The following is a 26,055-nucleotide window of genomic DNA, read 5'->3' on the forward strand; positions in this document are numbered from 1 at the left end:
CGGCGGAAGATGTTTCTGGCGGGCGAACCCGCAACGGCTTTGGCATGGGAGTCTCCGAACAAAGCCGCCCTAGAATGAGAGATAACGTGCTGCGTCACTGTCTCGTGGAGTGTAGGCGCGTAGGGTGTTTAGCAGCTGCAGCTGTGCGCGCTGACCGAGAAAGCGCTGAGTCGGGTCCCTGCGCAGCCATTCCTCGGGCTCGGCCGGGCGCCAGTCATAACTTTCGATCTTCACCGCGAATGGCCGGAACGAAGGCTGCTCGCGCTCCAGTCGGATCCGGCGAACCCGCTCGGCACCGTCAGCCAAATCGAGCACCGGCTCAAGGTCCGGCGCATGCAGCACACTGGCGACCAGCCACAGCCCGAGGTTCCAGGCATCACGCCGGGAACAGTGGACGATGAATTCGTCCGCGAGTCCCCAGCCTTCCAAGCGTCCGCGATGTTCAACGCGCACCCCTGTCAGTCGGGACCGCGGCAGAGGCTCACGCAAGATCGCCGCCTGAAACCGGTAGTGCGTGGCATCGTATTCCCGCTCATCCAGCGCGCGCGACGCGTCTTTCTCGCTGGCCCTATCGAAAGCGCTCAGCGCTTCCAGTAGGGCCGCATGCCGGCCTTCAAGTTCGATCTCATCCATTTCGCAGCTCCCTCTTCGGCCACAGCACCACCAAGGCGACACCGCCCAACACCGCCACCGACGCCAGCACCAGCCGCAGGCTCAGCGGCTCGGCCAGCAGCAGCACGCCGCCCAGCGCGGTGATCACGGGCACGCTCAGCTGCAGGGTCGCCGCAGTGGTGGCCCGCAGCGCCGGCAGCACGGTGTACCAGATCGCATAGCCCAGGCCCGAGGTCAGGGCGCCCGAGCTCAAGGCGTACACGGTGCCGGCGGCATCGACCCGCATGGAACCCGGCGCAAGGACCCATGCAAGCGCTGCCGCCAGCACCGCCAGCGGCACCGCGCGGATGAAGTTGCCTGCGGTCACGGCAGTGGGATCGCCCGCACCGCGCCCGCGCAGGCTGTACACGCCCCAGGCGACACCGGCCAGCAGCATCAGTGCGGCGGGGCCCAGCGGTGGCGCCGACAGACCCGGCAGCAGCAGGCCGATCAGACCGCTGATCGCCAGCGCGAAACCGAACAGCTGCAGGCCGCGAAAGCGTTCGCCGCGGAACATTCCCCAGCCGATCATGCTGGCCTGCACCGCGCCGAACAGGATCAGCGCGCCGGTGCCTGCGCTCAGGCCGAGATAGGCGTAGGAGAACGCGATGGCGTAGCCGAACAGCGCCAGCGCCGACGCCCAACTGCCCGCACGCAGGGCTGCCGGCGCGCGCAGGCCGACCAGCAGCGCCAGCACCAGCGCGCCTGCGACGATCCGGATCAGGGTGAAGCTGGCGGGGTCGATCGCGGTATCGCGCAGCGCGATCCGGCACAGCAGCGAGTTGCCGGCGAAGGCCAGCAACGCAAGCGCGGTCAGCAGGGTGAGGCGCGCGGTGCTCACGCGGAACGTACCTCATGCCGCCTAGCCGACAGCATCAGCGATGAAACTCGGCGATGACTTCGATCTCGCCAACGATGTTGTCGTTGAGCGCCTCAAGCTCTTCCGCCGGCACCCACCACTCGCTGTGCTCACGGCCGCCCACGGTCTGTACCGGATAGCGCTGCATGAACTCGCGACGCACATGGAAGCGCGTGACATAACCGCTGCCGCTGGCAGGCACGTTCCACTCCCGCGCGATCTGGGCGGCATAGGCCTCGTTGGTCACCGGATAGAAAATCGGCTGATCCGGCAGGCGCGGTGGCCAGCGCAGATTGCCGCTGGCCCTGACGAGCGCGAGCTCGCTGGGGCCGGTCGGTCGATACAGCACAACCGTGTCTGCGTCGGCGTTCATGCGTGCGTGTCTTTGCAGGGGCTTATGGGTGTTGGTCGAGCACAGACGAATCCGTTCTCAGGACTTGCCGGATGACCCATGCGACCGCGTTGCGGCGTTGGTTCGCCCGGGCGCACGTGATCGCCATCAAGGGGCTGGTTGAGGTCGAACGTCGTCGAGGCGCAGCGCGCGGAAGGCCGCGCAGTATCAGGCAAGGGCGACACGCGCTCCAAGCGGAATCAGTCCGTGCGCGCGATTCAGGCGATGGCAGCGCGCTGCCGGCGCTCCGTCCTTCAGTCCAGCAGCCGATAGCCCGCCGCAGACACCGCGACTCGCGGCATCTGTCGGCGCTGGTCAAAGTCGGCATCGATCTCCGCAAGCGAAGTCCACAGCTCGGTATGTGCCCCGCCGTCCTCGTTGTTCGACGAGTGATCCATCCGGAACGGCAGCGCGTGCACGGGAACCGCGGATTGGCCCGCGCGCAGCGCGGCGTCGACCAGGGTGTAGATCTCTTCGATCGCCGGATCGGTCATCGCGTAGCAGCCGATCGATACGCAGGCGCCGTGGACCATCAGCGCCGAGCCGGTCCAACCTTGGGCGCGCTCATAGGCATTCGGATAGCCGAGGTTGAAGCTCAGATGAAACTGGCTGCGCGGATTGAGCTGGCCGCGGCGGATGCTGTAGATGCCCTCAGGTGCCTGCCGGTCACCCTCGCGAGTCTTCGGCCCGAGGCGTCCCGACCACGCGCAGATTGGATAGGTTCTGAACAACTTCAGCTCGCCCTGCGCGCGCGGCTGCACCCACAGTTCAAGCTCGGATTCGCGCTTGAAGATGCGCAGGAACACCGGCTGGCCCGGGCCTGCATCCAGTGCATCGAGATCGCGGGTCAGCGCCGGCAGGACGCGCGTGGCGGCGGCTTCGGCGCGCTCGCTGGCGGATGCCGGGTTCTGCACGAACCCGATGGCTAGTGCAGTCATCAGCAAGAGCACGGACATCAGGCAGAGCGCGGTCAGGTATCGATGCATGGACGGGTGCTCTGGTCGCGGATGAACGGGCTTGGCCTCAAGCGAAGGCTACGAGTTCCCATGAGCGAGTTGCGCGCGCCAACTACTGCACTACGGGTTTCGCTGCGATGCAGCGTGACGGCCACCCTACGCCACCGTAGGGTCGGCGCCCAGGACGAACGCGAACGGACTCGAACGGCAGCGCTGGCACCCACAAAGATCACCGGGCCGGCTCAACCGTCTCATCAGGAATCAGACTTTCGGGGAGGGAAGTCATGTTCGCAAACCTTGCTCGCTGCGCGCTCGCAGCGGTCGTGTTGTGCTGTGTTTCCGTGACTGCGCTGGCGCAGTCGACCTATACCAAAACCCGTCATCCGATCGTGCTGGTGCACGGCCTGCTCGGCTTCGACTCGCTTCTCGGCGTATACGACTACTGGTACGGCATCCCGGCCGAGCTGCGCTCCGGGGGCGCCCGGGTGTACGTGCCGACGGTCTCGGCCAGCAACTTCAGCGAGGTCCGCGGCGAACAGCTGATTCGCGAGCTCGACACGCTGCGCGCCATCCACGGCCACAGCCGCTTCAACCTGATCGGCCACAGCCACGGCGGGCCGACCATCCGCTATGTCGCCTCGGTGCGTCCGGACCTGGTGGCGTCAGTTACCTCGATCGGCTCGCCGCACACCGGCAGCAAGGTCGCTGATGGTTTGAATGCGACCCTGCCACCGGGCTCGGCGCTGCGGCCGATCGTGGCCGGCTTCGTCAATGCGCTGTCCACCTTCATCGCCGTGCTGTCGGGCAACAGCGACCCGCAGAACGCGCTTGGCGCGCTGGCCTCGCTCAGCGCCAGCGGCGCCGCCACCTTCAACGCGCGTCATCCGCAGGGCATGCCGAGCACTGCCTGCGGGCAAGGCGCCGCGGTAGTCAACGGCATCCGCTATTACAGCTGGGGCGGCACCGCCGTGCTGACCCATGTGCTTGACGCCAGTGATCCACTGCTCGGCGCCGGCAGCCTGTTCTTTGGTTTTGAACAGAACGATGGCCTGGTCGGGCGCTGCAGCTCGCACCTGGGCGTGGTGCTGCGCGATGACTACGGCTGGAATCATCTGGATCAGGTCAATCAGGTGCTCGGCCTGACCAGCTGGTTCGCCTCCAGCCCCAAAGCGGTGCTGCGCGCGCACGCGAACCGGCTGCAGAACGCCGGGCTGTAGAGCCATGCCGACCGCGGCGGCTCAGACCAAAGTGCAGGGCCGCGCGCTATCGATCATCGCGGTGCTGCTGGCGATGGTGGCGTGGGTGTTGTCGGCGATGTGGTGGCTGCCGGCGCCAGGGGTTTCGGCGCTACCGCCCATTCAACCCAGGCCATCCGCTGCCACCCGCGTGTCCGCAACGAGCGACGTGGAATCAACCGTCGCTGCGGCTGCGCCCGCAGAAGCGGCAGCGCGGACATCAAGCCTGGAACTCACCGCCCTGCACTCGCGCTGGCAGCGCAGCTCGCTGCGCGGCGCAACGGCCGATGGCGAGATCGGATTCGATGCACAGGGCCGCTTGCACCTCGATCGCGACCTGCTGCGTCGCTTCGAGCACTACCTCACCCTCATCGGCGAGTTCAGCCTGGATGAACTCGGCCAACTGCTGCGCGAGGCCAGCCTGCGCGAGCATGGTGAGGCTGCCACGGCGCAGTTGATGGATGCCTGGAAGCGCTACTTGGGCCTACGCCACGCTAGCGCCTCATTGGCGACCCGGCTCAGCCTGGAGGATCGATGGATCCAGCTGCAGGCCCTGCGTCGAGCCTGGTTTGGAGATGCCGCCGAACAGCTGTTCGGCGAAGAAGCCGACTACGACGCCTACACCCTGCAGCGCATGGCGCTGCAGAATCTCGATGCCACGTTTCGCGACACTGCGTTGACCGAGCTCGCGGCAGCACGTCCTCCAGCGGAGCGGCAGGCGCAGTACGAGGCCGGCGCGGCTCAGCTGGCCGAGGAACAGACCCGTCAGTTCGACGCGCTTGGTCTCGATGCGGCCACCCGCGCAGCCGAGCGTGAAGCCCTCTGGGGTGCCGAAGCCGCCGCGCGACTGCAAACGCTGGATGCAGAGCGTGCGCTGTGGCAACGGCGCCTGGAGCGTTACGCCGCCGAGCGCACCGCGCTGCTGCAGCACGGCCAGCTGAGTGCCGCCGAGCGCGCGACTGCGCTGGCCGAGCTGCTCAGGCGCAGCTTCGACGGGCCGGAGCGCCATCGCGTGGAATCCCTGCAGGTCGCGGGGCTGCTGCCATCGCCCGGATAGTGCGCAAGCCACCACCGCGGGCACGACCTGAGTTGATTCGACCGCCGACACAGTTTCGAAACGTGCGAGCGCCGGTCGCTTCGTACTTGCGCAGTTCCCGCGACCGCCGGGTCGGCACAAGCGCAAACGGCGGGCTGGTTTCAAACGCCCGCTGAGGGATGCGCGCTGGGGTATGCCGAAAGCAGCTCGGCCTCCTGCCGCGCCAGCTCGGTGCGGAGCTCGTGCGCCACCGCTTCCACATCGCTACGGCTGAGCCCCTTGGGCAGGGCGGGCTGCGCGATCGCGGTGGGGAACTCGGCATCATGGACCAGCAGATTGAGGTACTCGATCGGATCGGAGTCGAGGTTGTACAGTTCCCACTGGTCCGGCGCCGGCAGCGCGCTCCACGGGTCGCAGTAGCGCACCAGCTTCCACGGCCCCGAGCGCAGCGCGCGCACGTGGGCCGGTTGACGCACAGAGCCCGGCGCCAGCTGCGGCCGATACAGATGGGCCTGGGCCGGGTCCGATGGCGGCGTGCGCAGGTAGTCGAGCGTGGCCAAGTAGACCGCGTACTGCTGCCACGATTGGACATTGTGCGGATCGTCGTCACGCGGCAAAGGTTCAGTGATCAGGTCGTCGGTGACGAACAGCACGCCACGTCGCGGCTGGCCATCGGGGCTCATCACCGGGCCACCGCCGGTCCTGATCACCGGCACCAGATTCGAGCCCGGCAGTGGCGCGGCGGAATGGGTTTTTAACAGGTTCCGGCGCGCGGCTTCGATCTGCTCCGGCGTCGCGCCGGCGATACCCAGCAAGGTCGGCAGCAGATCGATATGGCTGGTCTGCGCGGCCACCGCGCGCGGCTTGTCGTGGGCCGGGTTGAAGCGCTTGGCGCTGATCACCAGCGGCACCTGCAGTGCCTCCTGATAGGCGCAATGCCACTTCTCGATCATCATGCCGTGGGCCGCGCCGAACTCGCCGTGGTCGGAGGCGAACACCACCACTGTGCTGTCGCGCAGGCCGGTCTCATCCAGCGTCTCCAGCACGCGAAGAATGTGCCGGTCGACCATCGAAATCATGAAGGCGTAGTACTGCAGAAAGCCGACCGCGGCACCCGCCGAGTCGTTCTGCAGCTGAAACGGAATCGCCACCGCGAGGGTCGCCTTCACCGCGTTCGCGAGCACGTCGGCGGGATCTCCCCCCTGCCCTTGTGCGACCGCCAAACCGGTCTTGGCCGCAAGCCCCAGCGCCACTTTGTAGGAGTAGTCGTACTGCGCGCTCGGCTTGTTGTTGTGCAGCAGGTCTTCGTCCTGGGTGGGCGAGGCAGTGGCACACTGCTGCGGCAGTCCGAGCGGATTCAGCGGCACCCGGAAACTGCCCTCGGTGGGCGCCACGCTGTAGCTCCCCTGCGCCGGAATCGGCACTGAGCCACCAGGGCCGATCGGCGGCAGGGTCTGGCCATCGGCGGTGCTCGGCATCAAGCCGCGCGGCAGGCCCGGATACGTCGCGATGTCGTGCGGGTTGGTGAATGAGCAGACCGCGAAAAACGGCGGGGTTTGGGGTGGCTGCTGCAGTTCAGGGAAGTCGACCGCACGCTGCGACAGCGCGCGGTTGTAGGGCACACCGAGCGCACGCCCGCGCAGGAAACTGCAGGCAAGATCCGCAAACTGGTAGTCGCGATAGGTGCCGAGGTTGTTGATCGAGGCACCGTGCGGTTCGGGCCAGGACAGCTCCCAGTCGCCGAACCCGAACCCTTGCAGGGTGTGCTCAGGCGGTTCGCTGACATGCCATTTGCCGAAGTAGTGCGTGCTGTAACCGATCTCACGAAAATAGTCACCCGCGGTCGGCGTGCCATCGGCGCGCAGCCAGGGAAAATTCTGCGCATCGCCATTCTTGAACAGGCCGTCGGTCTGGGTGACACCTGTCCGCGGCCCGTAGTGGCCGGTCATCATGCTGGCCCGGCTCGGGATGCAGGCGGATTCGGCGATGCTGTGGTCGGTGAACACCACCGCGTGCTCGCGCAGCTTGCAGAATCCAGGGTAGTACTGCGCGTAAGCATTGCCTTCCAGGCTGCCGAGGAAAGACAGCACCTGCTTGATTCCCTCGGCGAGGCCGGCCAGGCCGGCGCGCCGCTGTGGATAGGCCAATTGGTCGACCAACAGCAACAGGATGTTGGGGCGCTGCATCTGGCTATCGGGACCCTCGATGCCGGCGTCGCCGCTGGAAGCGCTCGTGCGCAGACTGCTATCGCCGATGTTCATGCCACCTCCTGTCCCGGCCAATGTGCTGGATGCCGATGAGCAGCATCGGCCACACCGATGGAGAACTTTTGACGGCAAGCCTGTCAAGCCTTCGGGGGCAGCAGGAAGCCATAGCGCGCACGGCAAACGGGCGGGGATCGGCCTCGCGTCTCGGCTTGAGCGGCACGGGATCTGGAGCAGAAGACATCGCGTGCGCATGGCCGCGAGTGCAAGATCTGACAGCTTGATGCGCGCGGCTCCGTCGGGCTTGCTCTCGCTTCCGGAACCCCGCAGCCGCAGGCGTCGCTCGAACTCCAGACCACCCGAAGCGGGCGGACGCAACAGGCCAAGCGTGCCGGGAGCCCGCCGCTTGGGCAAGCGCGCCTGACGCGCCGCGGATCTTGCAACTCGCGCAGTTCGTGGGCGGCAGTGCTCCAACAACACACGCGAACAGGCTGTGGCGTGGCGTGTCGCGTCACTCTGCAGCGTGACCTCCGAGGAGATCTCAGTTCGACCATGCAAGAGTGATGGAATTCGCAGTTATCCCAAGAGATACTCCCCCAGCGGGTTTGACACAGCGCGCGGCAGTCGGAGCTGCCAAGGGGCCTGACAGGGGTGTCTCTGCTTCTTGAATGCGTTCCGGGCCAAGCGGATGCCAGTCCTCATTCCGGACGGCACTTTTCTGGGGTCCAGATGCGATTCCGGGTCGCACTTGCGACGGGCGCCACGCGCGCCCCGACGCACGCCAGGTCTTGCGGGCCACGCGTGAGCGAAGCACAACACCCGGAGTGGCAGCCAGTGGGGATGGCCGTCGCCGAGGTCGACATTCCAACAAGCCGAACATTCCCCTGCATCTGCGCGCCATGGCGCAGCTGAGTAGCCGCCGAACCAAGGTCGATCAACCTCCAAAAGGACATACCCACCATGAAGAATCGCCTCACTTCAGTTGCACTGCTGTTGCTCGCCAGTGCAGCTCACGCCCAATTGCCGCCGAATGACGTCGGCACCCCGGCCGCAGCACGGCTCGCCCTTCCCGCCGTCAACGGCTCGGTGCTCGGCGGCGTATGCCCGCCGGCCGGCACGGTGACCTCCGCCTTTTCCGGAACCAACTCGCAAAATGGGCGCATCTTCCGCGATGCAATGCCGAGCACCTGCGCAGGCAAGCCCTACCCGGGCATCTTCAATGCGACGACGGCGTACTTCTACGAGACCTTCACCTACCCGAACACCAGTGCCGCACCGGCTTGCGTGACGGTGAATTTTGACCCCGACAGTGCCGCCAACCCCACACCCTGCGCCACCAACGCGCATGCCAGCGCGTACATCGGCAGCTACAACCCAGCCAACCAGGCCGCGAACTTCATCGGCGATGTCGGATCCAGCGTCGCGCAGCCGTTCTTGTTCCAGGTTCCCGCGTCGACGAATCTGGTGCTGGTGGTCTCGAACACCTCCAGCGCCGCTGCATGCAACTTCTCGTTCCAGGTGGTGAACCTGCCCTGCTCCCAGGCGGCTGATCTCAGCTTGACGCTGGGCGTTACCCCATCTTCGGGCGCTGCCGGCACGCCAGTCGCGGTCTCCGCCACTGCCACCAACGCCGGGCCTGGCGCTGCGCAGAACGCGCAGATCGTGATCGCGCTGCCTGCCTCGCTGAACCTTCTCAGCAGCACGGCGAGTGCTGGCGGCGTCTGCACGGCCGCGGGTTCGCCTGCCACTGTCACTTGTATCTGGGCGGGGTCGACTGCCGCGGGTGCCGCGATCAGCGCCAACCTGGCCACCACGCTTGCCGTCGGCAGTGGTTCGGTCACTGCCTCCGCCAGTTCAGCCACCACCGATCCGACCCCCACCAACAACAGTGGCAGCGCCGCCGTGAGTGGCACTCCGCCGCTTCCGACGTTCCCGCCGCCCAGCGTGGTGCCGGCGCTGGGACTGTCCAGCCTGCTCCTGCTCGGAGTGGCCCTGCTAAGTGTCGGTGTGTTGGTGTTCCGTCGCCGCGGTTGAGGGTTCTCAGAAGCTGCTGGACCTGCGCAAACGCTGAGCCTGAACTGAAACTTCGCAGTCGGTCGAAATGAGAAGGCCCACAACCAACGTTGCGGGCCTTCTTGAGCGACGAGGATGAGCTCAGGCTGTCCCCTCATCACGAAGCAGCCATCGCCTTGAGCAGGCTCGGTGGTCGTGCATCGTTCGAAGCGGTTGCCCCGGTTTCGCAGCTGCAGTTCGGTCAATGCAAACGCTTGCCGACCACAATCTGTACGCGCTGACTAGGCCAGATCGAAGCGATCGTTGCTCATCACCTTGTGCCACGCGGCAACGAAGTCATGCACGAATTTGCCGTGCGCCTCATGCGTCGCATAGACCTCGGCCAACGCGCGCAGCTGTGAGTTCGAACCGAACACAAGATCAGCTACGGTTCCGGTCCACTTCAGCGCACCGCTGGCGCGGTCGCGGCCTTCAAGCACATGCTTGTCGGCATCGGATCGCTTCCATTGCGTGCCGATGTCGAGCAAGTTGACAAAGAAGTCGTTGGTCAGCACTTCCGGACGTTGAGTGAACACGCCGTGCTGCAGCTTGCCGACGTTCGCATTCAGCACCCTCAAGCCGCCCACCAGCACGGTCATTTCCGGCGCGGTCAGTTTGAGCAGCTGTGACTTGTCGACCAGCAGCTCTGCGACTGCCGGCTCGAACCCTTTTCGCACGTAGTTGCGGAAACCATCGGCATTTGGTTCGAGAGCTTCGAACGACTCGGCGTCGGTTTGCTCCAGCGTGGCATCCGTTCGGCCTGGAACAAACGGGACAGTCACCGCAACGCCCGCCTGCTTGGCCGCGAACTCGACGGCTGCGCCTCCGGCCAACACGATAAGGTCGGCCAGCGAGATTTTCTTGCCGCCGGGCGCCGCACCGTTGAACTCGTTCTGGATCGCTTCGAGGCCGGCCAACACCTTGGCGAGCTGAGCGGGCTGGTTCGCCTCCCAATCCTTCTGCGGAGCCAGGCGGATGCGCGCCCCGTTGGCGCCGCCGCGCTTGTCGCTACCGCGGAAGCTCGATGCCGACGCCCAAGCAGTGGAGACCAGCTCGGAGACCGACAGATTCGATGCCAGCACTTTGGACTTCAGCGCATCGACATCGTGGGCGTCGACGAGCGGGTGGTCGACAGCAGGAACCGGGTCCTGCCAGATCAACACCTCGTCGGGAACGAGCTTTCCGAGGTAGCGCGCTCGCGGCCCCATGTCGCGGTGCAGCAACTTGAACCAGGCCCGGGCGAAGGCATCCGCGAACTCGGCCGGATTTGCCATGAAGTGGCGGGAGATCTTCTCGTAAGCGGGGTCGAAGCGTAGAGCGAGATCGGCGGTCGTCATCATCGGCGCGTGGCGCTTCGACGGATTGTGCGCATCCGGGACAAGCGTCGCAGCAGCGGGGTCGGTTGGCTTCCACTGATGGGCGCCAGCGGGGCTCTTGCTCAGTTCCCACTCGAAGCCGAACAAAGTCTCGAAGTAGCTGTTGTCCCAGCTGATGGGGGTCGCGGTCCAGGCACCTTCGATGCCGCTGGTGATCGTGTGCTCGCCCTTGCCGGTGCCGAAGCTGTTGGCCCAGCCGAGCCCCAATTGTTCGATTTCCGCACCTTCAGGTTCACGACCGACGTGTTTGACATCACCTGCGCCATGGCTCTTGCCGAAGGTGTGTCCGCCGGCAACCAAGGCTACGGTTTCGTAGTCGTTCATCGCCATGCGGGCGAAGGTGTCGCGGATATCGCGTGCCGACAGCAGCGGGTCAGGGTTGCCGTTCGGGCCCTCAGGATTGACGTAGATGAGACCCATCTGGACCGCTCCGAGCGGATTCGCGAGCTCGCGATCACCGCTGTAGCGCTGGTCGCCCAGCCAAGTGGTCTCAGGACCCCAGTAGATTTCATCCTCCGGCTCCCAGATGTCGGCGCGGCCACCACCGAAACCGAAGGTCTTCAGACCCATCGAATCCAGCGCGACATTGCCGGCCAGGATCAACAGGTCGGCCCACGACAGCTTGCTGCCGTACTTCTGCTTGATCGGCCACAGCAGGCGCCGCGCCTTGTCGAGGTTGCCGTTGTCGGGCCAGCTGTTCAACGGCGCGAAGCGCTGCGCACCGGTGCCGCCGCCACCGCGGCCGTCGTGAATGCGATAGGTGCCGGCAGCATGCCAAGTCATGCGAACGAAGAACGGGCCGTAGTGACCATAGTCCGCCGGCCACCAGTCCTGCGAGTCGGTCATCAGAGCGGTCAGGTCCTTGATGACAGCGTCAAGGTCCAGCGTCTTGAATGCCTCGGCGTAGTTGAACCCCGCACCCATCGGATCGGACTTCGAGGACTGGGTGCTCAGCATCTTCAGGTTGAGCTGATTCGGCCACCAGCTGGCGTTGCTCTGGCCGGTCGCGACCGCATGGCTGCCTGTGCCACCCGCGAACGGGCATTTGGATTCGGAAGACATGGTTCTCTCCTTTGGTGTGGGTTGGTGAATCGTTCGGCAGCTTGGCTCGCGACCGCTGCGAGTTGAAATCGTTTGTGTCGATGACAAGGATAGGCTTCGGGTATCAGTTTCGGCTGGAAACGATCGATCGCGCCGATCGAAGGTAACTGCGCCGTTTTGCCCCGCGTCAAGCCTCCGAGTGGCTGCTTCCCTCGCTGGAGCGATCAAGGAGCTTGCGGGGGTGTCCATGCAGTGCGCGTGCCTGCCCTCGGCGATCAGCTACGGCGCTGCAGGTGGCCTTCGCCGACCCTCGTCTGGATGATCTGATGCGCGCACGCGCACCCGGCATCGTGCGCAACCTGCGCGATCGCCGACACGGTCTGCATCAGACCACCTGGAAGCGGCGGCTCCAATCATCCGCAGGGATTGCTGAGACCGGCGCCGATCCGACCTGCATGCGCTCGGATCGGCTGCCGGTGCAGCCGCTACGCGGGCTCTCAGAGGTGTCAGCGGCCTGTTCGACTGCACCGGAAATCGCGTGAGCGCAGCTACTCGATCGAGCTCAGATGCCGCACAAACAGGCGCAGGTCGCGCGAGCCGCGGTATTCATCGCTGCCGAGCTGATACGCCACCTGCACGCGCGCCGCGGGCGGCTGCCCGGTCCAGCCGCCGAAATGGATTGCCGGCAGCGGCAGTCGGCTCCCCGGGTGACGCAGGGAAAGCCGCAAGTGACGCTCGCCCAGCACCTTCCAGTCGACCACCTCGAATTCGTTGTCGAACAGGGGTTCGGGAAATGCCTGCCCCCAGGGCCCGGCCTCGCGCAGGATCTCGGCCAGATCGAGCTGAAAGTCAGCGGCTTCCAGCGCGCCATCGGTGTGCATAACCGGCGCCAGCAGGACCGGGTCGATGCGGCGTTCGACAGTGTCCGCAAATGCGCGCAGAAAGTCCTCCACGCGGCTTCCGGCAATCGACAGCCCGGCCGCCATCGCGTGGCCACCAAAGCGGATCAACAACCCCGGATTTCGGGAGTCGATTTCGGCAAGACAGTCGCGCAGGTGGAAGCCGGGGATCGAGCGCCCCGAGCCCTTCCACTCACGACCGTCGTCATCGCCGGGCGCCAGCGCGAACACCGGTCGATGCAGACGTTCCTTCAGCTTGGAGGCGACCAGCCCGATCACCCCCGCATGCCAGCCGGCATCGGCCAAGGCCACACCAGCGGCGACGTGCGACTGCGCTGACAGATCTGCGCGCAGCACCGCGGCCTCCGCCTGTTCGACCATCTGCTGCTGCAGATCGCGGCGTTCGACGTTCAGCGCCTGCAGGCGCTGGGCCAACTCGAACGCGAGGCTGTCGGTGTCGGCGAGCAGGCATTCGATCCCGAGCGCCATGTCTTCCAGCCGTCCGGCCGCATTGATGCGCGGGCCGAGCACGAAGCCGAAATCGGTGGCGCTGGCTCGGCTGGGATCGCGACCGGCCACGCGGTACAGGGCCCGGATGCCAGCACAGCCTCGACCGGCGCGAATGCGCTTCAATCCCGCCTGCACCAGCAGCCGGTTGTTGCGATCCAGCGGTACCAGATCCGCCACGGTGCCCAGCGCGACCAGATCCAGCAGGCTGCCCAGATCGGGCGGCGCGCCCGCGAACTCACCTGAGTCGCGCAGGCGCGCTCGCAGCGCCAGCAGGAGATAGAACACCACCCCAACACCAGCCAACGCCTTGCTCGGGAAACTGCAGCCGGGCGCGTTCGGGTTGACCAGCGCGTCGGCTGCCGGCAGTGAATCGCCGGGCAGATGATGGTCGGTGACCAGCACGCGGATACCACGCGCATGGGCGGCCTGAATGCCCGCGTGCGCGGCCACCCCGTTGTCGACGGTCAGGATGATGTCGGGCGCCGGCTGCAGTTCCTCCACCAGTGCCGGCGACAGACCATAGCCATGCAGGAAGCGATTCGGCACCCGATAGGCGAGCCGCTGAAAACCCAGCAGACGCAGGCCGCGGATGGCGGCTGCGGTTCCGGTGGCGCCATCGGCATCGAAGTCACCGACCACCAGCACGCTTGACTGCGCCTTGCGCGCGGCCAGCAGCAAATCGAGTGCGATCTCGATGCCACCAAGCTCAGGGCGCAGCAGGCCCGACAGGCTGAGATCCAGGTCATGCAGGCACTGCGCGCCGCGCGCGGCATACACGCGCCGCAGCACCGGATGCAGGCGGGTGTCCTGCAGCAGCGGAACTTCAGGCACCAGTCGACGCTGGATCAGCAAGGCCCTGCCCTACTGGAAACTGGTGGCAGGACGCTTCCAGAAGCGCAGCCCGTGGTTGCGGCGGTAGTTCCAGCCGCTGCCATCGCCGAAATCCACCGTCAGGCCCGACAGCTTGCCCTTGCCGACGCGTTCCATCAGTGGCGCAAACACCGCCGACTCCAGCGCCTCCAGGCTGCGTGCACCGCGCAGGTCGATCGAGGAATCCTCCAACTGCTCGGGTAGCTCGTCGCTTTCGATCCGTTCGATGCTGATGCCGGCCAGCTTGGCCAGCCCGCAAGCCAGCACTTCGGAGGAATACAGTGCTCCGACGCCCGACAGCACCTGCTGCGGCAGCGCACCACCGCCCCACACCCACAGCGCGTTGGCAGGGTTGCGACCCGCAGCGACACGCGCCTGGTTGACCGGGTGGTTGTGCAGGATCACCTGGGCCTCGTTCAACAGCGCGCGCCAGCGGCGGCCTTCGTCGCCATGCGGCATGTGGCTGCCGTAGTCATCGCCGAGGGCGTCCTCGGGCGAGGAAAAGGTCGGAATGCGCGCTCCGCTCTCGACCTGCAGATACCAGCGCTGGGTGGTCGGCGCGCTCAGCGGCAGGCCGGCATCGCCGAACAAGGGCATCAGCGCTTCAGCGAGTGCGGAGGCTTCTTCGGGCCGCAGCCCGAGCTCGCCCACCGCCATCAGCCTGACCCCGTTCATCTCGGGCTGCAGGAACGCCGGATCGGCTCGCAGCCACTGTGCGCCGCCGGCATCGCCACAGTCGAACTGCCGCGACAACGCGGCTGCCGGCAGACCCAGCGGCACGATGTCGAACATCCGGCCGAGTTGGCCCAGCTCGCCGGCTTCGCCATCTTCCAGCGCATCACCGCGGCCGATCAGCCGCTGCAGGGACGGTGCTTCGGAGAGCTCACCGCGCAGCTTGGCGCGTGGCGGCAACAACAGCAGACAGCCGGCTCCGCTCATCCGTCGTAGCGCACGCTGATGATGTCGTAGCGGCGTTCGCCGCTGGGCGCGACGATGCTGACCGTGTCACCTTCGTTCTTGCCGATCAGCGCGCGCGCGATCGGCGCGGACACCGAGATCAGCCCGCTCTTGATGTCGGATTCGAGGTCGCCAACGATCTGATAGGTGACCTCTTCGTCGGTCTCGGCATCGGCCAGTTCGACGATCGCGCCGAACACCACCTTGCTGCCGGCGGCCAGTTTGGACACGTCGATCACCTGTGCGTGCGACAGCACTGACTCCAGCTCCTTGATGCGGCCCTCGATGAAACCCTGCTGCTCGCGGGCCGCGTGGTACTCGGCGTTTTCCTTCAGGTCGCCGTGGGCGCGTGCATCGGCGATCGCAGTGATCACCTCAGGACGCTTCACCGACTTCAGGTGCTCAAGTTCTTCGCGCAGACGCTGCGAGCCTTTCAACGTGAGGGGGGCTCTCATGCGTTCAACTCCTCGTGCAGCTCCTGCAGCGACAACACGCCGCCGGAACCGCGGTACTCCAGCGAGTGCAGCAATGCACGCGCGCCGGAGATGGTGGTGGAATAGGTGACCCGATGCTGCAGCGCCTCGCGACGGATCGAGAACGAATCCGCGATCGCCTGGCGGCCCTCGGTGGTGTTGACGATATACACGATTTCGCCGTTCTTGATCAGGTCGACCACATGCGGCCGGCCCTCGGCCACCTTGTTGACGATCTCGCAGGTATAGCCCTTCTCGCCCAGGAAGGCCGCGGTGCCGGCAGTGGCGATCAGGCTGTAGCCCTGTTTCACCAGCAGCTCGGCCACCGGCAACAGGCGCAGCTTGTCCGGGTCGCGCACCGACACAAACGCCTTGCCGCGTGGCGGCACGCGGATGCTGGCGGCCTCCTGTGCACGCGCAAAGGCCGCGCCGAAGCTGCGGCCGACGCCCATCACCTCGCCGGTCGAGCGCATCTCGGGGCCGAGGATCGGATCGACGTTCTGGAACTTGGCAAACGGGAAGATCGCCTCTTTCACCGACCAGTAGTCGGGCACGATCTCTTCGGTGGCACCCTGCTCGGCCAGGCTCTGCCCGACCATGCAGCGCGCCGCGATCTTGGCCAGCGGTCGGCCGGTCGCCTTGCTGACAAAGGGCACCGTGCGCGAGGCGCGGGGGTTCACCTCGAGGATGTAGACCGTGCCGCTGCCCGCGCCGTCCGGCAGGATCGCGAACTGGGTGTTCATCAGGCCGATCACCTTGAGCTCGCGCGCCATCGCCGCGACCTGCACCCGCAGCTGGTCCTGCAGCTCCTGCGACAGCGAGTACGGCGGCAGCGAGCAGGAGGAATCGCCCGAGTGCACGCCGGCTTCCTCGATGTGCTCCATGATGCCGCCGATCAGCACGCCGCCTTCGGCATCAGCGACCACGTCGACATCGATCTCGACCGCGTTGTCGAGGAAGCGATCGAGCAGCACCGGCGACTCGTTCGACACATTGACCGCGTCGCGGATGTAGCGCGACAGGTCGGCGTCGGAGTACACCACTTCCATTGCGCGGCCGCCGAGCACGTAGCTTGGGCGCACCACCAGCGGGTAGCCGATCTCGTGCGCGATCAGCAGCGCCTGCTCCGGCGTTCGCGCGGTGCGGTTCGGCGGCTGGTTCAGGCCGAGCTTGACGATCATCTGCTGGAAGCGCTCGCGATCCTCGGCGAGATCTATCGAGTCCGGGCTGGTGCCGATGATCGGCACGCCGGCCTCTTCGAGCGCGCGCGACAGCTTCAGCGGGGTCTGGCCGCCGTACTGCACGATCACGCCTTTGGGCTTTTCCTTGTCGACGATTTCCAGCACGTCTTCCAGCGTCAGCGGCTCGAAGTACAGGCGGTCGGACGTGTCGTAATCGGTCGAAACCGTTTCCGGGTTGCAGTTGACCATGATGGTTTCGTAGCCATCCTCGCGCAGGGCGAGCGCGGCATGCACGCAACAGTAGTCGAACTCGATGCCCTGGCCGATCCGGTTCGGGCCGCCGCCGAGCACCATGATCTTGTTGCGGTTGGTCGGCTCCGCCTCGCATTCCTGCTCATAGGTCGAGTACAGGTAGGCGGTGTCGGTCGAGAACTCGGCGGCGCAGCTGTCGACACGCTTGAACACCGGGCGCACGCCGAAGGCATGGCGCAGCGCGCGCACGGCCTTCTCGTCGGTGCCCAGCAGCTTGGCCAGGCGCATGTCGGAGAAACCCAGGCGCTTCAGCGCACGCACACGCTCGGCATCGAAGGCGACCAGACCCTGCGCCGCGACTTCGGCCTCGGTGCGGATCAGATGCTGGATCTGGCGCAGGAACCAGGGATCGATCCCCGACAGGGTGTGCACATCGTTCACCGACAGACCATGCCGGAAGGCATCGCCGACGTAGAACAGACGATCGGGGCCTGGCTCACGCAGCTGGCGACGCAGCTCCAGCTGACCGTCGGCATCGAGCTGGGTCGGCAGCATCGGGTCGAGCCCGGTGCGCCCGGTCTCCAGCCCGCGCAGGGCCTTCTGCAGCGACTCCGAGAAGCTGCGGCCCATCGCCATCACCTCGCCCACCGACTTCATCTGGGTGGTCAGACGCGAGTCGGCAGCGGGGAACTTCTCAAACGCGAAGCGCGGAATCTTGGTGACCACGTAATCGATGGCCGGCTCGAAGCTGGCCGGCGTGGCGCCGCCGGTGATCTCGTTGCGCAGCTCGTCCAGCGTGTAGCCGACCGCCAATTTGGCCGCGACCTTGGCGATCGGGAAACCGGTGGCTTTCGAGGCCAGCGCCGATGAGCGCGACACCCGCGGGTTCATCTCGATCACGACGACGCGGCCGTTCTTCGGGTTGATGCCGAACTGCACGTTCGAGCCGCCGGTGTCGACCCCGATCTTGCGCAACACCGCGATCGAGGCATCGCGCAGGCGCTGGTATTCCTTGTCGGTCAGGGTCTGCGCGGGCGCCACGGTGATCGAGTCACCGGTGTGCACGCCCATCGCGTCGAGGTTCTCGATCGAGCAGACGATGATGCAGTTGTCCGCGCGGTCGCGGACAACCTCCATCTCGAATTCCTTCCAGCCCAGAACGGACTCTTCCACCAGCACTTCGTGCACCGGCGAGAGCTCCAGACCGCGCTTGATGATGTCCTCGAACTCCTCGCGGTTGTAAGCAATGCCGCCGCCAGATCCACCCAGGGTGAAGCTCGGCCGGATGATGGTCGGATAGCCGACCTTGGCCTGGATCTCGATCGCCTGCTCGAAGCTGCGCGCGACAGCGGCCTTCGGGCAATCCAGACCGATCTCGCCCATGGCGATGCGGAACAGCTCGCGGTCCTCGGCCATGCGGATGGCTTCGCGCGAGGCACCGATCAGCTCGACGCCATATTTCTCCAGCGTGCCGGCATCGGCCATGTCGAGCGCGCAATTCAGCGCGGTCTGTCCGCCCATGGTCGGCAGCAGGGCGCAGGGCTTCTCCTTGACGATGATCTTCTCGACTGTGGCCGGGTTGATCGGCTCGATGTAGACCGCATCGGCGGTGTCCGGGTCGGTCATGATCGTGGCAGGGTTCGAGTTCACCAGCACCACGCGGAAACCCTCAGCCTTCAGCGCCTTGCAGGCCTGCGCGCCGGAGTAGTCGAACTCACAGGCCTGGCCGATAACGATCGGGCCGGCGCCGATGATGAGGATGGTCTTTAGATCAGTTCGCTTGGGCATTGGTGATGTCGGTAGAGGAATCGGGTTGGATGGCGGCGGCGTCGAGCACGCGGACTTCGCGCACGGTCTCGGCCGGAACGGTCAGGTCGAAGCCGCCCTGGGAGTCCGGCAGGCGCAGCACCAGCCGCGCCTTGGCATAGTCCAGCAGGGTGCCGCGGCGGGCGCTGCCGTAGATGGTCGCGACGCGCAGCTCGCGACCGACGTAGGGCGCAAGGTCGGCGTAGGCGATGCGGCCGTCACGCTCGGGCATCGGCACCGGCACCACCGGTGGCTCGGGGGTCGGAATGCGCGGCAGCTCGGAAACGACCTCCTGCATGTCGGGGTCCAGCGGCACCCCGTCGAGCATGCGTGCCTGGGCGATCTCGGCGGCGCGCTGTTGGGCACGCAGGCTCATTGGGCGCACAAAGGCGAAGGCGAATCTCACGGGGTCGATGCCGGTCACCCTCACGTAGGGCGACAGCGTCTGCCACAGGGTTTCGCGATCCATCGTCGCCATTGCCAGCAGGCTGGCGTTGGCGGAAGGACGGGTCTCGATTCGCAGCTCGCCACCTTCGCTGGCGAACCGGGTGTAGGCGCGCAACAGGTCGGCATCCGGGCGCAGACCGACCGTGCGCAGCAAGCCGGTCACGGCCTCGGTATGCACACCGCTGAAGTCGGCGAGACTGGTGGTGACGCGTTCGGTGCAGAACCGATTGCGCGCGTCCATGAACCCTTCGTCGATGAAGGCGAGCGACAGCTCCACCAATTGCGCCTGCGCGAACGACTCCACTTGCGGCGCGCCCGAACCGGGCACGCTGAGCGCGAGCCTGCCCTCCATCCGGCCGACGCCCGCGGTCGATAGCGAAGTCGATATCGACGCAATGCCCGCGTCGGAGTGTTCAAACACGGCCGCGAGTACAGTGTCGCTGGCAGGTAAGCCCATCGACTGGATGTCGGCACGCGTCCACAGGTCCGCCTTGCAGCCGGCGGCCTCCATCGGCATTGAACTGAAGGCGCCGATGAATCCCGCTTCCGGCCCCTGCGCGCGGCCTTCGATCTCAAGATTTGCAACACTGAAACCGAGCCGCCTGGGCAGCTCGTCGGGTACGCCCAGCACGCTGGCTCGGATCAGCCACCACAAGCCCGGGGTCTGAAGGGCAACACGACCGGTGCGCACGCTCACCGCATCACCGCCCGCCGCGTCAAACGGCGCGACGCGAAGGCTGGCCACGCCAACTTCGCCCTGCAGATTGAAGAAGGTCCGGCCACGGCGAACATCGGCAACCTGCTGCAGCGGCTTGAGCTGATCGTCGACCGCAACATCGATGCGCCACCACAGCAAGCCCGCCAGCACGCCGAGCGGCAGCAGCACGCGGGTGAACAACAGACGCATCCAGCCCGCGCGCGCGGGGCGGGTGGGACCTCGATTGCTAGTGCGTGCCATGGCGGGCTCCCGTTGGGATCAGCGCGGTTGCGGCATCATCTCGATGAAGCGGTCAAACAGCCCAGCCACATCGTGCGGACCCGGCGCGGCTTCCGGATGACCCTGGAAACTGAAGGCCGGCGCGTCGGTGAGGGCAATGCCCTGCAGCGAACCGTCGAACAGCGAGCGATGAGTGGCGCGCACATTTGCCGGCAGGCTGGCCTCGTCGACGGCAAAGCCATGGTTCTGGCTGGAAATCATCACCTTGCCGCTGTCGAGATCCTGCACCGGGTGGTTGGCACCGTGGTGGCCGAACTTCATTTTCAGCGTACGTGCGCCGGCTGCAAGTCCAAGCAGTTGGTGGCCGAGGCAGATTCCGAAGGTCGGGATCTTCGCGTCGATGAACTGGCGGATCGCTGTGATCGCGTAGTCGCAGGGCTCTGGATCGCCGGGGCCGTTGGACAGGAACACACCGTCGGGCTTCAGCGCCAACACCTGCTCGGCGGTGGTTTGCGCCGGCACCACGGTCAAGCGGCAGCCGCGCTCAGCCAGCATGCGGAGGATGTTGCGCTTGACGCCGAAATCGTAGGCGACCACGTGGCGCACGGCCTGCGGCTGCTCGAACTGCTGCTGGTCCAGTACGTAGCGGCCCTGCGTCCACTCGTAGGGCGCGCTGACGCTGACCACCTTGGCGAGATCCATGCCCTTCAAGCCGGGGAACTCGCGCGCGCGGCGCAGCGCTTCCTCAACCGAGGCGCCCTCGCCCGCCAGGATGCAGCCGTTCTGCGCGCCGCTGTCGCGCAGCCGACGGGTCAGCGCGCGGGTATCGATTTCAGCAATGGCGACCACGCCGCGCGCGGCCAGCCACTCCGGCAGTTCGGCCTGGCTGCGCCAGTTGCTGGCCGGCGTCGGCTGCTCGCGGATGATCAGGCCGGTGGCCAGCACCTGGGTTGACTCGTCGTCGACGTCGGTGCAACCGGTGTTGCCGATGTGCGGGTAGGTCAGGGTCACGATCTGCTGAGCGTACGAGGGATCGGTCAGGATCTCCTGGTAGCCGGTCATGGCGGTGTTGAACACCACCTCGCCGACGGTGCAGCCGGAAACGCCCACCGACACACCGCGATACACGGTGCCGTCGGCCAGGGCCAGTAGTGCAGGTTGGGTCACGAGCGATTCGCCTTGTGGGAGCGTTTGAGGCGCCCCAACCACGCTGCGGCTTGACGCAGCTTGTGCAAAACCGCCGGGCTTGCATCAAGCAGGTCCGGAAGCCATCGTGGAAGGGGGGCGAAAAGGGGAGCAGGCGACGCGGAAGTTTACGGTTCACCCCGCAGGCTGTCCACCGCCGAGCCGGCGCCAGATCGAAGCTGCGTCACGCTCCGGGCCTTTCGCAGCGGCCTCTGCCGCTCAGCTGTGGGGCAAGCCGAGCACGTCTTCGATGTGGTAACGGCCGGGGGTTCGCCCGCTCAGCCATACCGCCGCACGCAGCGCGCCGCGTGCGAACACCTCGCGGCTGAGAGCGCGATGGCTGAGCTCGATGCATTCAGCCTCGCCGGCAAACAGCAGGCTGTGGTCGCCGACTACGTCGCCGCCGCGCATCGCATGGAAGCCGATCTCGCCTTCGATTCGCGGCGCCTCGGAACCGGCGCGTCCGTGTCGAGCAACATCCGCAAGTACTTGCCCGCGGCCTGCGGCCACCGCCTCGCCCAATCGCAAGGCTGTGCCGGACGGGGCGTCCTGCTTGCGCCGATGATGCGTCTCGATGATCTCGCAATCCCAGTCCGGCACCGCGCTTGCCGCCATTCGCGACAGCGCGGCCAACAGGGCAACGCCCAGGCTGAAGTTCGCCGCCCACAGCACCGGCACTTTCAGCGCAGCGGTGCTCAGGGCGGCGAGCGCGTCCGCATCCAGACCGGTGGTACCTGACACCAGTGCCGCACCGCGCGCAACGCAGGCTTCGGCCAGGCCCGGCAGCGCCTGCGGCGCGCTGAAGTCGATCGCCACGTCGAAAGCCGGCGCCTGTCCGATCTGCGCCGGCCGAAGCACCGCCAGCGCGCCTAGGTCCGCGCGCGGGGCGTTGGCGACCGCAGCGACCAGCTGCAGTTGCGTCGATTCCGCCAGCAGGGACAGCAGGCTGCGTCCCATCCGACCGGAGGCGCCATGGATCAGCAGTCGCGGACGCGGGGTGCTCATGGCGCTCATGCCAGCCGGCGCAGCAGCGCCGACAACAGGGCCGGCACCACGCCGATCGCGGCCGCCATGTTCTCCATCACTTCGTCCATGGTGATCTCCTCGGCATCGCCGCAGCCGGCCGCCCAGTTGGCGACCAGGCACAGGCTGGCGTACTCGATGCCGAGCTCGCGCGCGAGCACGGCTTCCGGCATGCCGGTCATGCCGACCAGATCGCAGCCATCGCGGCGCATCCGCGCGATCTCGGCGATGGTCTCCAGACGCGGCCCCTGAGTCGCGCCATAGCAGCCGCGGTCGACCAGACGCACCTCGATATCGGCGCCGGCGCGCAGCAGCGCAGTGCGCAGGGCGGGCGTGTACGGATGGGTAAAGTCGACATGTTCGACTTTGGCACCTTCGACATCGCAGAAGCTCGCCAGGCGGCCGTGGGTGTAGTCGATGATCTGGTCCGGCACGGCCAACACGCGCGGGCCCATGCGCTCGCCGATGCCGCCGACCGCGTTGATACCAAGCAGCCGCTGCACGCCAAGCTGATGCAGCGCATGCACATTGGCGCGGTAGTTGATGCGGTGCGGCGCCACGCTGTGGGCTTCGCCGTGGCGGGCGAGAAACGCCACCTGCTGCCCATCCAGCAACCCGACCCGCACCGGGCCGGAGGGCTTGCCGTAGGGCGTCTCCAGCTCGATGCCCTGCACCTGCTGCAGCTGCGCCAGCTGGTACACGCCGGTGCCGCCGATTACGCCAAGTCGAATGTCCATTGCGGTTCCGTGTACGCCGTCAGCGCAGCGCATAGATGGCGGGCAGGTTGCGGCCCTGTTCGTAATAGTCCATGCCAAAACCGAACACATAGCGGTCCGGCACTTCGACGCCGACATAGTCGCCGACGATGCCCGGCACGCAGCGGTCGTGGATCTTGCGCGCCAGCACGGCGACCCGCACATCAGCGGCGCCTTCGGCCTCGCAGGCGCGGATCACTGCAGCGAGGGTGTGGCCTTCATCGAGGATGTCGTCGATCAGCAGCACTCGACGCTTGAGCAAGGGCACCGCCGGCTTGCGCAGCCACTCGACGCCGCGGCCGGTAGTGTCACCGCGATAACGGGTCGCGTGCAGGTAGTCGAATTCGACATCGAAGCCAAGCTCCAGCGCCAGCAGGGACGCGAACAGCATGCCGCCGTTCATCACCGTCAGAAACAGGGGCGCGCGGGCATCGCCGGCATAGTCGCGTCGAATCTCAGCGGCCATGCGCCGGATTTCGGCTTCAAGCTGAGGGCGCGCAAACAGCAGGTCGGAGATCGGCAGCGCGGCCGCCAGTGCGGGTGTGGTCATCGATGAAGCCCGGCTCAAACGAGGGCGGCGAGGTTAGCACGCGCCTGTGCCAGCAGCGCCGGCGCAAGGCCCTGCCCTACCCGGCCCTGCAGCACGGCGAGGCGTTGCCACACCGCGGTTGCGTTGGAGATATCGAGCGCTGCCAAGGCAGCGTCCACCAGCTCCGGATGACAGGCCAGCACAGCATCGCAGCCCGCCTGCAAGTGCGCGTGCACGCGCGCCGCCACACCGCCGGCAGTGCGTGCCGCGGCCATGCCGATATCGTCGCTGAGCACGGCGCCACGAAAGCCCATGCGTACGCGCAGCCAGTCATCGATCCAGACCTTCGAGTAGCCGGCCGGCTGCTCGCATACCGCGGGATACACGACGTGCGCCATCATCACCGCCGCTGCGCCCGCCGCGATGCCGGCACGAAACGGTGCGAGGTCTTCCGCTTCGATCTGAGCCGCGGGGCGAGGATCGACCGCGAGGTCGACGTGGGTGTCTTCCAGCACCGAGCCGTGGCCGGGAAAGTGCTTGAGCGTGGCGGCCATGCCGGCTGCTGCCATTGCCTGCACGTACGCGGCCGTGAGCGCACAGACCTGCTCGACTTCCGCAGCGAAAGCGCGATCGCCGATTGCACGGTTACCGCGGCCCAGGTCGACGACTGGCGCAAAGCTGAGGTCGATATCGAGCGCACGCAGCTCAGCGGCCATCAACTGGGCGTGCGCGGCGGCCAGCTGCAGGCCCTGCTGCGGCTGCAGCCGATACACCTCACCGATCCGTGCCAGCGCCGGCAGCCGGGCAAAGCCCTCGATGAAGCGCTGCACGCGCCCGCCTTCCTGATCCACCGCGACCAACAGCGGTGCGCCGGCAGCGCCACGCAGTTCGCTCACCAACTCGCGCAGCTGTTCAGGCTCGGCATAGTTACGACGGAACAGCACCACACCCACCACGCCGGGATGGCGCAGCCACTGCGCCTCCGCAGTGCGCAGCGCGGTGCCCTCGATGCCGATCAGCAGCATCGTTCAGCGCTCGAACAGGGCGATCGATTCGACGTGGGCGGTGTGCGGGAACATGTCCATCACTCCGGCCGACACCAAACGGTAGCCATAGTCACGCACCAGGATGCCGGCATCGCGCGCCAGCGAGCCCGGATGGCAGGACACGTACACGATCCGCTTCACGCCTTTCAGCGGCAGCTGCGGAATCGCGGCGTCCGCGCCGGTGCGCGGCGGGTCCAGCAGCAACTTGTCGAAACCTTGCTTGACCCAGGGCTCGCCACGCAGATCCTGCGCCAGATCGGCGGCGTAGAACTCGGCATTGCTGATGCCATTTTGAGCAGCGTTGTCGCGTGCTCGCGCCACCAGCCCGGCCTCGCCTTCAACGCCGACCACGCTGCCAGCGCGGCGGGCGATCGGCAAGGTGAAATTGCCCAGGCCGCAGAACAGATCGAGCACCCGGTCCTGCGGCTGTGGGTCCAGCATCTCCAGAGTGCGGGCAATCATCTTCTGGTTCATGCCGGCATTGACCTGCACGAAATCGAGCGGACGGAAATGCAGGCGCACATCGGCCGCCGGAATGCGGAACGACAGCTCCGCGTCGGCCGGCCACAGCGGGTGCACCGAATCGTTGGCGCCGGGCTGCAGGAAGATCAGCAGGCCGCTGCGCTGCGCAAACTCGATCAGGCGGGCGCGATCGGCCTCGCCCAGCGGCTGCAGATGCCGGAACACCAGGCCGACGGCCTCATCGCCGGCCGCCACTTCGATCTGGGCGATGCTCTCGCGTGCGTCCATAGCCGTGATCAACTCGCTCAGTTCGCTGATCCGCTCACCGATCTGCGGCACCAGCACCAGACAGCGGCTGATGTCGGCAATGAACTGCGGCTTGTCGGCCTCGCGAAAGCCGACGATGGCGCGATCTTTGGCCTTGACCCACTTCACGCCCAGACGCGCCTTGCGCCGATAGCCCCAAGGCTGGTCGATCAGCGGCGGCAGAATCTCGCCCGGGCTGACGTGGCCGATGCGTTCGAAGTTTTCCAGCAGCACGCGCTGCTTCGCCTCGATCTGTGCGGCGGCGTCCAGATGCTGCAGCGCGCAGCCGCCGCAGATCTCGTAGTGGGCGCAGGCCGGATCGACCCGCAACGGTGAGGCCTGCAGCACCTTGAGCGTGCGGCCTTCGTTGAACTTGCGCTTGGTGACGTCGAGCTGGGCCAGCACGCGCTCACCGGTCAGCGCGCCGCTGATGAACACGGTTTTGCCGTCGATACGGGCCACGCCGCGGCCGTCGTGGCTCAGGTCAACGATGTCGACTTCGACGTCGATCAGTTTGGGGCGGTTGCTGCGGGCCATCGGAACTCACTGTGACAGGGCCCTGCCGGCCCCGAAGAGGGCGCGGATTGTCGCAGATCAGTTCCAACCGCGATGCGGA

General features: G+C 66.6%; 21 protein-coding genes. 4 read left to right on the forward strand and 17 right to left on the reverse strand.

Translation table 11 applies throughout. The features are described 5' to 3' along the window. Positions 1-69 precede the first annotated feature (69 nt). The 4 genes from ACIQ7H_RS05675 to ACIQ7H_RS05690 all read right to left on the reverse strand — a co-directional run bounded on the left by ACIQ7H_RS05675 (position 70) and on the right by ACIQ7H_RS05690 (position 2,887). The gene (locus ACIQ7H_RS05675; RefSeq protein WP_395789277.1) at positions 70-633 is read right to left on the reverse strand and encodes a hypothetical protein; all 564 of its coding nucleotides are present in this window, start codon (positions 631-633) and stop codon (positions 70-72) included. After that, positions 626-1,492: a DMT family transporter gene (locus tag ACIQ7H_RS05680; RefSeq protein ID WP_395789279.1), complete on the reverse strand. Its 867-nt coding sequence runs from the start codon at positions 1,490-1,492 to the stop codon at positions 626-628. Before ACIQ7H_RS05680 ends, ACIQ7H_RS05675 begins: the two co-directional genes overlap by 8 nt. 34 nt (positions 1,493-1,526) lie before the next feature. Next, positions 1,527-1,883 (reverse strand): hypothetical protein, encoded by a 357-nt coding sequence (locus ACIQ7H_RS05685; protein WP_395789281.1) that lies wholly within the window; start codon positions 1,881-1,883, stop codon positions 1,527-1,529. Positions 1,884-2,155: 272 nt separating this feature from the next. Further along, positions 2,156-2,887, reverse strand: coding sequence for a L,D-transpeptidase family protein (locus ACIQ7H_RS05690; protein WP_395789282.1), 732 nt, complete (start codon positions 2,885-2,887; stop codon positions 2,156-2,158). A 254-nt stretch (positions 2,888-3,141) separates the two neighbouring features. On the opposite strand from ACIQ7H_RS05690, the gene ACIQ7H_RS05695 reads away from it, so the two are divergent. Together ACIQ7H_RS05695 and ACIQ7H_RS05700 are read left to right on the forward strand one after the other, a co-directional pair. Beyond that, positions 3,142-4,074 carry a lipase family alpha/beta hydrolase gene (locus tag ACIQ7H_RS05695; RefSeq protein ID WP_395789284.1) on the forward strand — a complete coding sequence of 311 codons (933 nt, stop codon included), beginning with the start codon at positions 3,142-3,144 and terminating at the stop codon, positions 4,072-4,074. 4 nt (positions 4,075-4,078) lie between these two features. Continuing rightward, entirely contained in the window at positions 4,079-5,149 is a 1,071-nt protein-coding gene (locus ACIQ7H_RS05700; RefSeq protein WP_395789286.1) for a lipase secretion chaperone, read from the forward strand. Between the two features lie 140 nt (positions 5,150-5,289). Here the strand turns inward: ACIQ7H_RS05700 and ACIQ7H_RS05705 are convergent, their stop codons facing one another. After that, the gene (locus ACIQ7H_RS05705; RefSeq protein ID WP_395789288.1) at positions 5,290-7,389 is read right to left on the reverse strand and encodes a sulfatase-like hydrolase/transferase; all 2,100 of its coding nucleotides are present in this window, start codon (positions 7,387-7,389) and stop codon (positions 5,290-5,292) included. A 903-nt stretch (positions 7,390-8,292) separates the two neighbouring features. On the opposite strand from ACIQ7H_RS05705, the gene ACIQ7H_RS05710 reads away from it, so the two are divergent. Then, complete coding sequence (locus tag ACIQ7H_RS05710; RefSeq protein WP_395789290.1) at positions 8,293-9,366, forward strand: DUF11 domain-containing protein; 1,074 nt, start codon at positions 8,293-8,295, stop codon at positions 9,364-9,366. 260 nt (positions 9,367-9,626) lie between these two features. On the opposite strand, the gene katG is transcribed toward ACIQ7H_RS05710, so the two are convergent. Next, a complete protein-coding gene (katG, locus tag ACIQ7H_RS05715; RefSeq protein WP_395789292.1) occupies positions 9,627-11,822 on the reverse strand; it encodes a catalase/peroxidase HPI in 2,196 nt (731 codons plus the stop codon). A 305-nt stretch (positions 11,823-12,127) separates the two neighbouring features. Here katG and ACIQ7H_RS05720 point away from each other — a divergent pair, with 305 nt between their 5' ends. Further along, the gene (locus ACIQ7H_RS05720; protein WP_395789294.1) at positions 12,128-12,343 is read left to right on the forward strand and encodes a hypothetical protein; all 216 of its coding nucleotides are present in this window, start codon (positions 12,128-12,130) and stop codon (positions 12,341-12,343) included. 6 nt (positions 12,344-12,349) lie between these two features. On the opposite strand, the gene recJ is transcribed toward ACIQ7H_RS05720, so the two are convergent. From recJ to rlmD, 11 genes are all read right to left on the reverse strand, one after another. After that, positions 12,350-14,041, reverse strand: coding sequence for a single-stranded-DNA-specific exonuclease RecJ (gene recJ, locus ACIQ7H_RS05725; RefSeq protein WP_395789296.1), 1,692 nt, complete (start codon positions 14,039-14,041; stop codon positions 12,350-12,352). A gap of 30 nt (positions 14,042-14,071) precedes the next feature. Then, complete coding sequence (locus ACIQ7H_RS05730) at positions 14,072-15,019, reverse strand: phosphoglycerate mutase (protein WP_395789298.1); 948 nt, start codon at positions 15,017-15,019, stop codon at positions 14,072-14,074. Continuing rightward, the gene (gene greA, locus ACIQ7H_RS05735) at positions 15,016-15,492 is read right to left on the reverse strand and encodes a transcription elongation factor GreA (RefSeq protein ID WP_395789300.1); all 477 of its coding nucleotides are present in this window, start codon (positions 15,490-15,492) and stop codon (positions 15,016-15,018) included. The genes ACIQ7H_RS05730 and greA overlap by 4 nt, the downstream gene beginning before the upstream one ends. Continuing rightward, positions 15,489-18,731, reverse strand: coding sequence for a carbamoyl-phosphate synthase large subunit (gene carB / locus ACIQ7H_RS05740; RefSeq protein ID WP_395789303.1), 3,243 nt, complete (start codon positions 18,729-18,731; stop codon positions 15,489-15,491). The genes greA and carB overlap by 4 nt, the downstream gene beginning before the upstream one ends. Beyond that, positions 18,715-20,154, reverse strand: a complete 1,440-nt coding sequence (locus tag ACIQ7H_RS05745; protein WP_395789305.1) for a hypothetical protein — start codon at positions 20,152-20,154, stop codon at positions 18,715-18,717. The genes carB and ACIQ7H_RS05745 overlap by 17 nt, the downstream gene beginning before the upstream one ends. 18 nt (positions 20,155-20,172) lie before the next feature. After that, positions 20,173-21,300 carry a glutamine-hydrolyzing carbamoyl-phosphate synthase small subunit gene (carA, locus tag ACIQ7H_RS05750; protein ID WP_395789307.1) on the reverse strand — a complete coding sequence of 376 codons (1,128 nt, stop codon included), beginning with the start codon at positions 21,298-21,300 and terminating at the stop codon, positions 20,173-20,175. Between the two features lie 237 nt (positions 21,301-21,537). Next, positions 21,538-22,323: a 4-hydroxy-tetrahydrodipicolinate reductase gene (gene dapB, locus ACIQ7H_RS05755; RefSeq protein WP_395789308.1), complete on the reverse strand. Its 786-nt coding sequence runs from the start codon at positions 22,321-22,323 to the stop codon at positions 21,538-21,540. A gap of 5 nt (positions 22,324-22,328) precedes the next feature. Beyond that, positions 22,329-23,078: an S-methyl-5'-thioinosine phosphorylase gene (locus ACIQ7H_RS05760; RefSeq protein ID WP_395789310.1), complete on the reverse strand. Its 750-nt coding sequence runs from the start codon at positions 23,076-23,078 to the stop codon at positions 22,329-22,331. Positions 23,079-23,097: 19 nt separating this feature from the next. Beyond that, positions 23,098-23,646 carry a hypoxanthine-guanine phosphoribosyltransferase gene (locus ACIQ7H_RS05765; protein WP_395789312.1) on the reverse strand — a complete coding sequence of 183 codons (549 nt, stop codon included), beginning with the start codon at positions 23,644-23,646 and terminating at the stop codon, positions 23,098-23,100. A 14-nt stretch (positions 23,647-23,660) separates the two neighbouring features. After that, a complete protein-coding gene (gene nagZ / locus ACIQ7H_RS05770; RefSeq protein ID WP_395789314.1) occupies positions 23,661-24,650 on the reverse strand; it encodes a beta-N-acetylhexosaminidase in 990 nt (329 codons plus the stop codon). Between the two features lie 3 nt (positions 24,651-24,653). After that, entirely contained in the window at positions 24,654-25,976 is a 1,323-nt protein-coding gene (gene rlmD, locus ACIQ7H_RS05775) for a 23S rRNA (uracil(1939)-C(5))-methyltransferase RlmD (protein ID WP_395789316.1), read from the reverse strand. Positions 25,977-26,055 lie beyond the last annotated feature (79 nt).

Origin of the sequence: Aquimonas sp., assembly GCF_044377145.1 — a bacterium.
Taxonomy (GTDB): domain Bacteria; phylum Pseudomonadota; class Gammaproteobacteria; order Xanthomonadales; family Xanthomonadaceae; genus Aquimonas.

What these genes read in the sequence shown, in the direction of transcription:
- ACIQ7H_RS05675 (WP_395789277.1), bottom strand. Translation starts at nt 633, where the DNA reads ATGGATGAGATCGAACTTGAAGGCCGGCATGCGGCCCTACTGGAAGCG.
- ACIQ7H_RS05685 (WP_395789281.1), bottom strand. Translation starts at nt 1,883, where the DNA reads ATGAACGCCGACGCAGACACGGTTGTGCTGTATCGACCGACCGGCCCC.
- ACIQ7H_RS05690 (WP_395789282.1), bottom strand. Translation starts at nt 2,887, where the DNA reads ATGCATCGATACCTGACCGCGCTCTGCCTGATGTCCGTGCTCTTGCTG.
- ACIQ7H_RS05695 (WP_395789284.1), top strand. Translation starts at nt 3,142, where the DNA reads ATGTTCGCAAACCTTGCTCGCTGCGCGCTCGCAGCGGTCGTGTTGTGC.
- ACIQ7H_RS05700 (WP_395789286.1), top strand. Translation starts at nt 4,079, where the DNA reads ATGCCGACCGCGGCGGCTCAGACCAAAGTGCAGGGCCGCGCGCTATCG.
- ACIQ7H_RS05705 (WP_395789288.1), bottom strand. Translation starts at nt 7,389, where the DNA reads ATGAACATCGGCGATAGCAGTCTGCGCACGAGCGCTTCCAGCGGCGAC.
- ACIQ7H_RS05710 (WP_395789290.1), top strand. Translation starts at nt 8,293, where the DNA reads ATGAAGAATCGCCTCACTTCAGTTGCACTGCTGTTGCTCGCCAGTGCA.
- katG (WP_395789292.1), bottom strand. Translation starts at nt 11,822, where the DNA reads ATGTCTTCCGAATCCAAATGCCCGTTCGCGGGTGGCACAGGCAGCCAT.
- ACIQ7H_RS05720 (WP_395789294.1), top strand. Translation starts at nt 12,128, where the DNA reads ATGCGCGCACGCGCACCCGGCATCGTGCGCAACCTGCGCGATCGCCGA.
- ACIQ7H_RS05730 (WP_395789298.1), bottom strand. Translation starts at nt 15,019, where the DNA reads ATGAGCGGAGCCGGCTGTCTGCTGTTGTTGCCGCCACGCGCCAAGCTG.
- greA (WP_395789300.1), bottom strand. Translation starts at nt 15,492, where the DNA reads ATGAGAGCCCCCCTCACGTTGAAAGGCTCGCAGCGTCTGCGCGAAGAA.
- carB (WP_395789303.1), bottom strand. Translation starts at nt 18,731, where the DNA reads ATGCCCAAGCGAACTGATCTAAAGACCATCCTCATCATCGGCGCCGGC.
- ACIQ7H_RS05745 (WP_395789305.1), bottom strand. Translation starts at nt 20,154, where the DNA reads ATGGCACGCACTAGCAATCGAGGTCCCACCCGCCCCGCGCGCGCGGGC.
- dapB (WP_395789308.1), bottom strand. Translation starts at nt 22,323, where the DNA reads ATGAGCACCCCGCGTCCGCGACTGCTGATCCATGGCGCCTCCGGTCGG.
- ACIQ7H_RS05760 (WP_395789310.1), bottom strand. Translation starts at nt 23,078, where the DNA reads ATGGACATTCGACTTGGCGTAATCGGCGGCACCGGCGTGTACCAGCTG.
- ACIQ7H_RS05765 (WP_395789312.1), bottom strand. Translation starts at nt 23,646, where the DNA reads ATGACCACACCCGCACTGGCGGCCGCGCTGCCGATCTCCGACCTGCTG.
- nagZ (WP_395789314.1), bottom strand. Translation starts at nt 24,650, where the DNA reads ATGCTGCTGATCGGCATCGAGGGCACCGCGCTGCGCACTGCGGAGGCG.
- rlmD (WP_395789316.1), bottom strand. Translation starts at nt 25,976, where the DNA reads ATGGCCCGCAGCAACCGCCCCAAACTGATCGACGTCGAAGTCGACATC.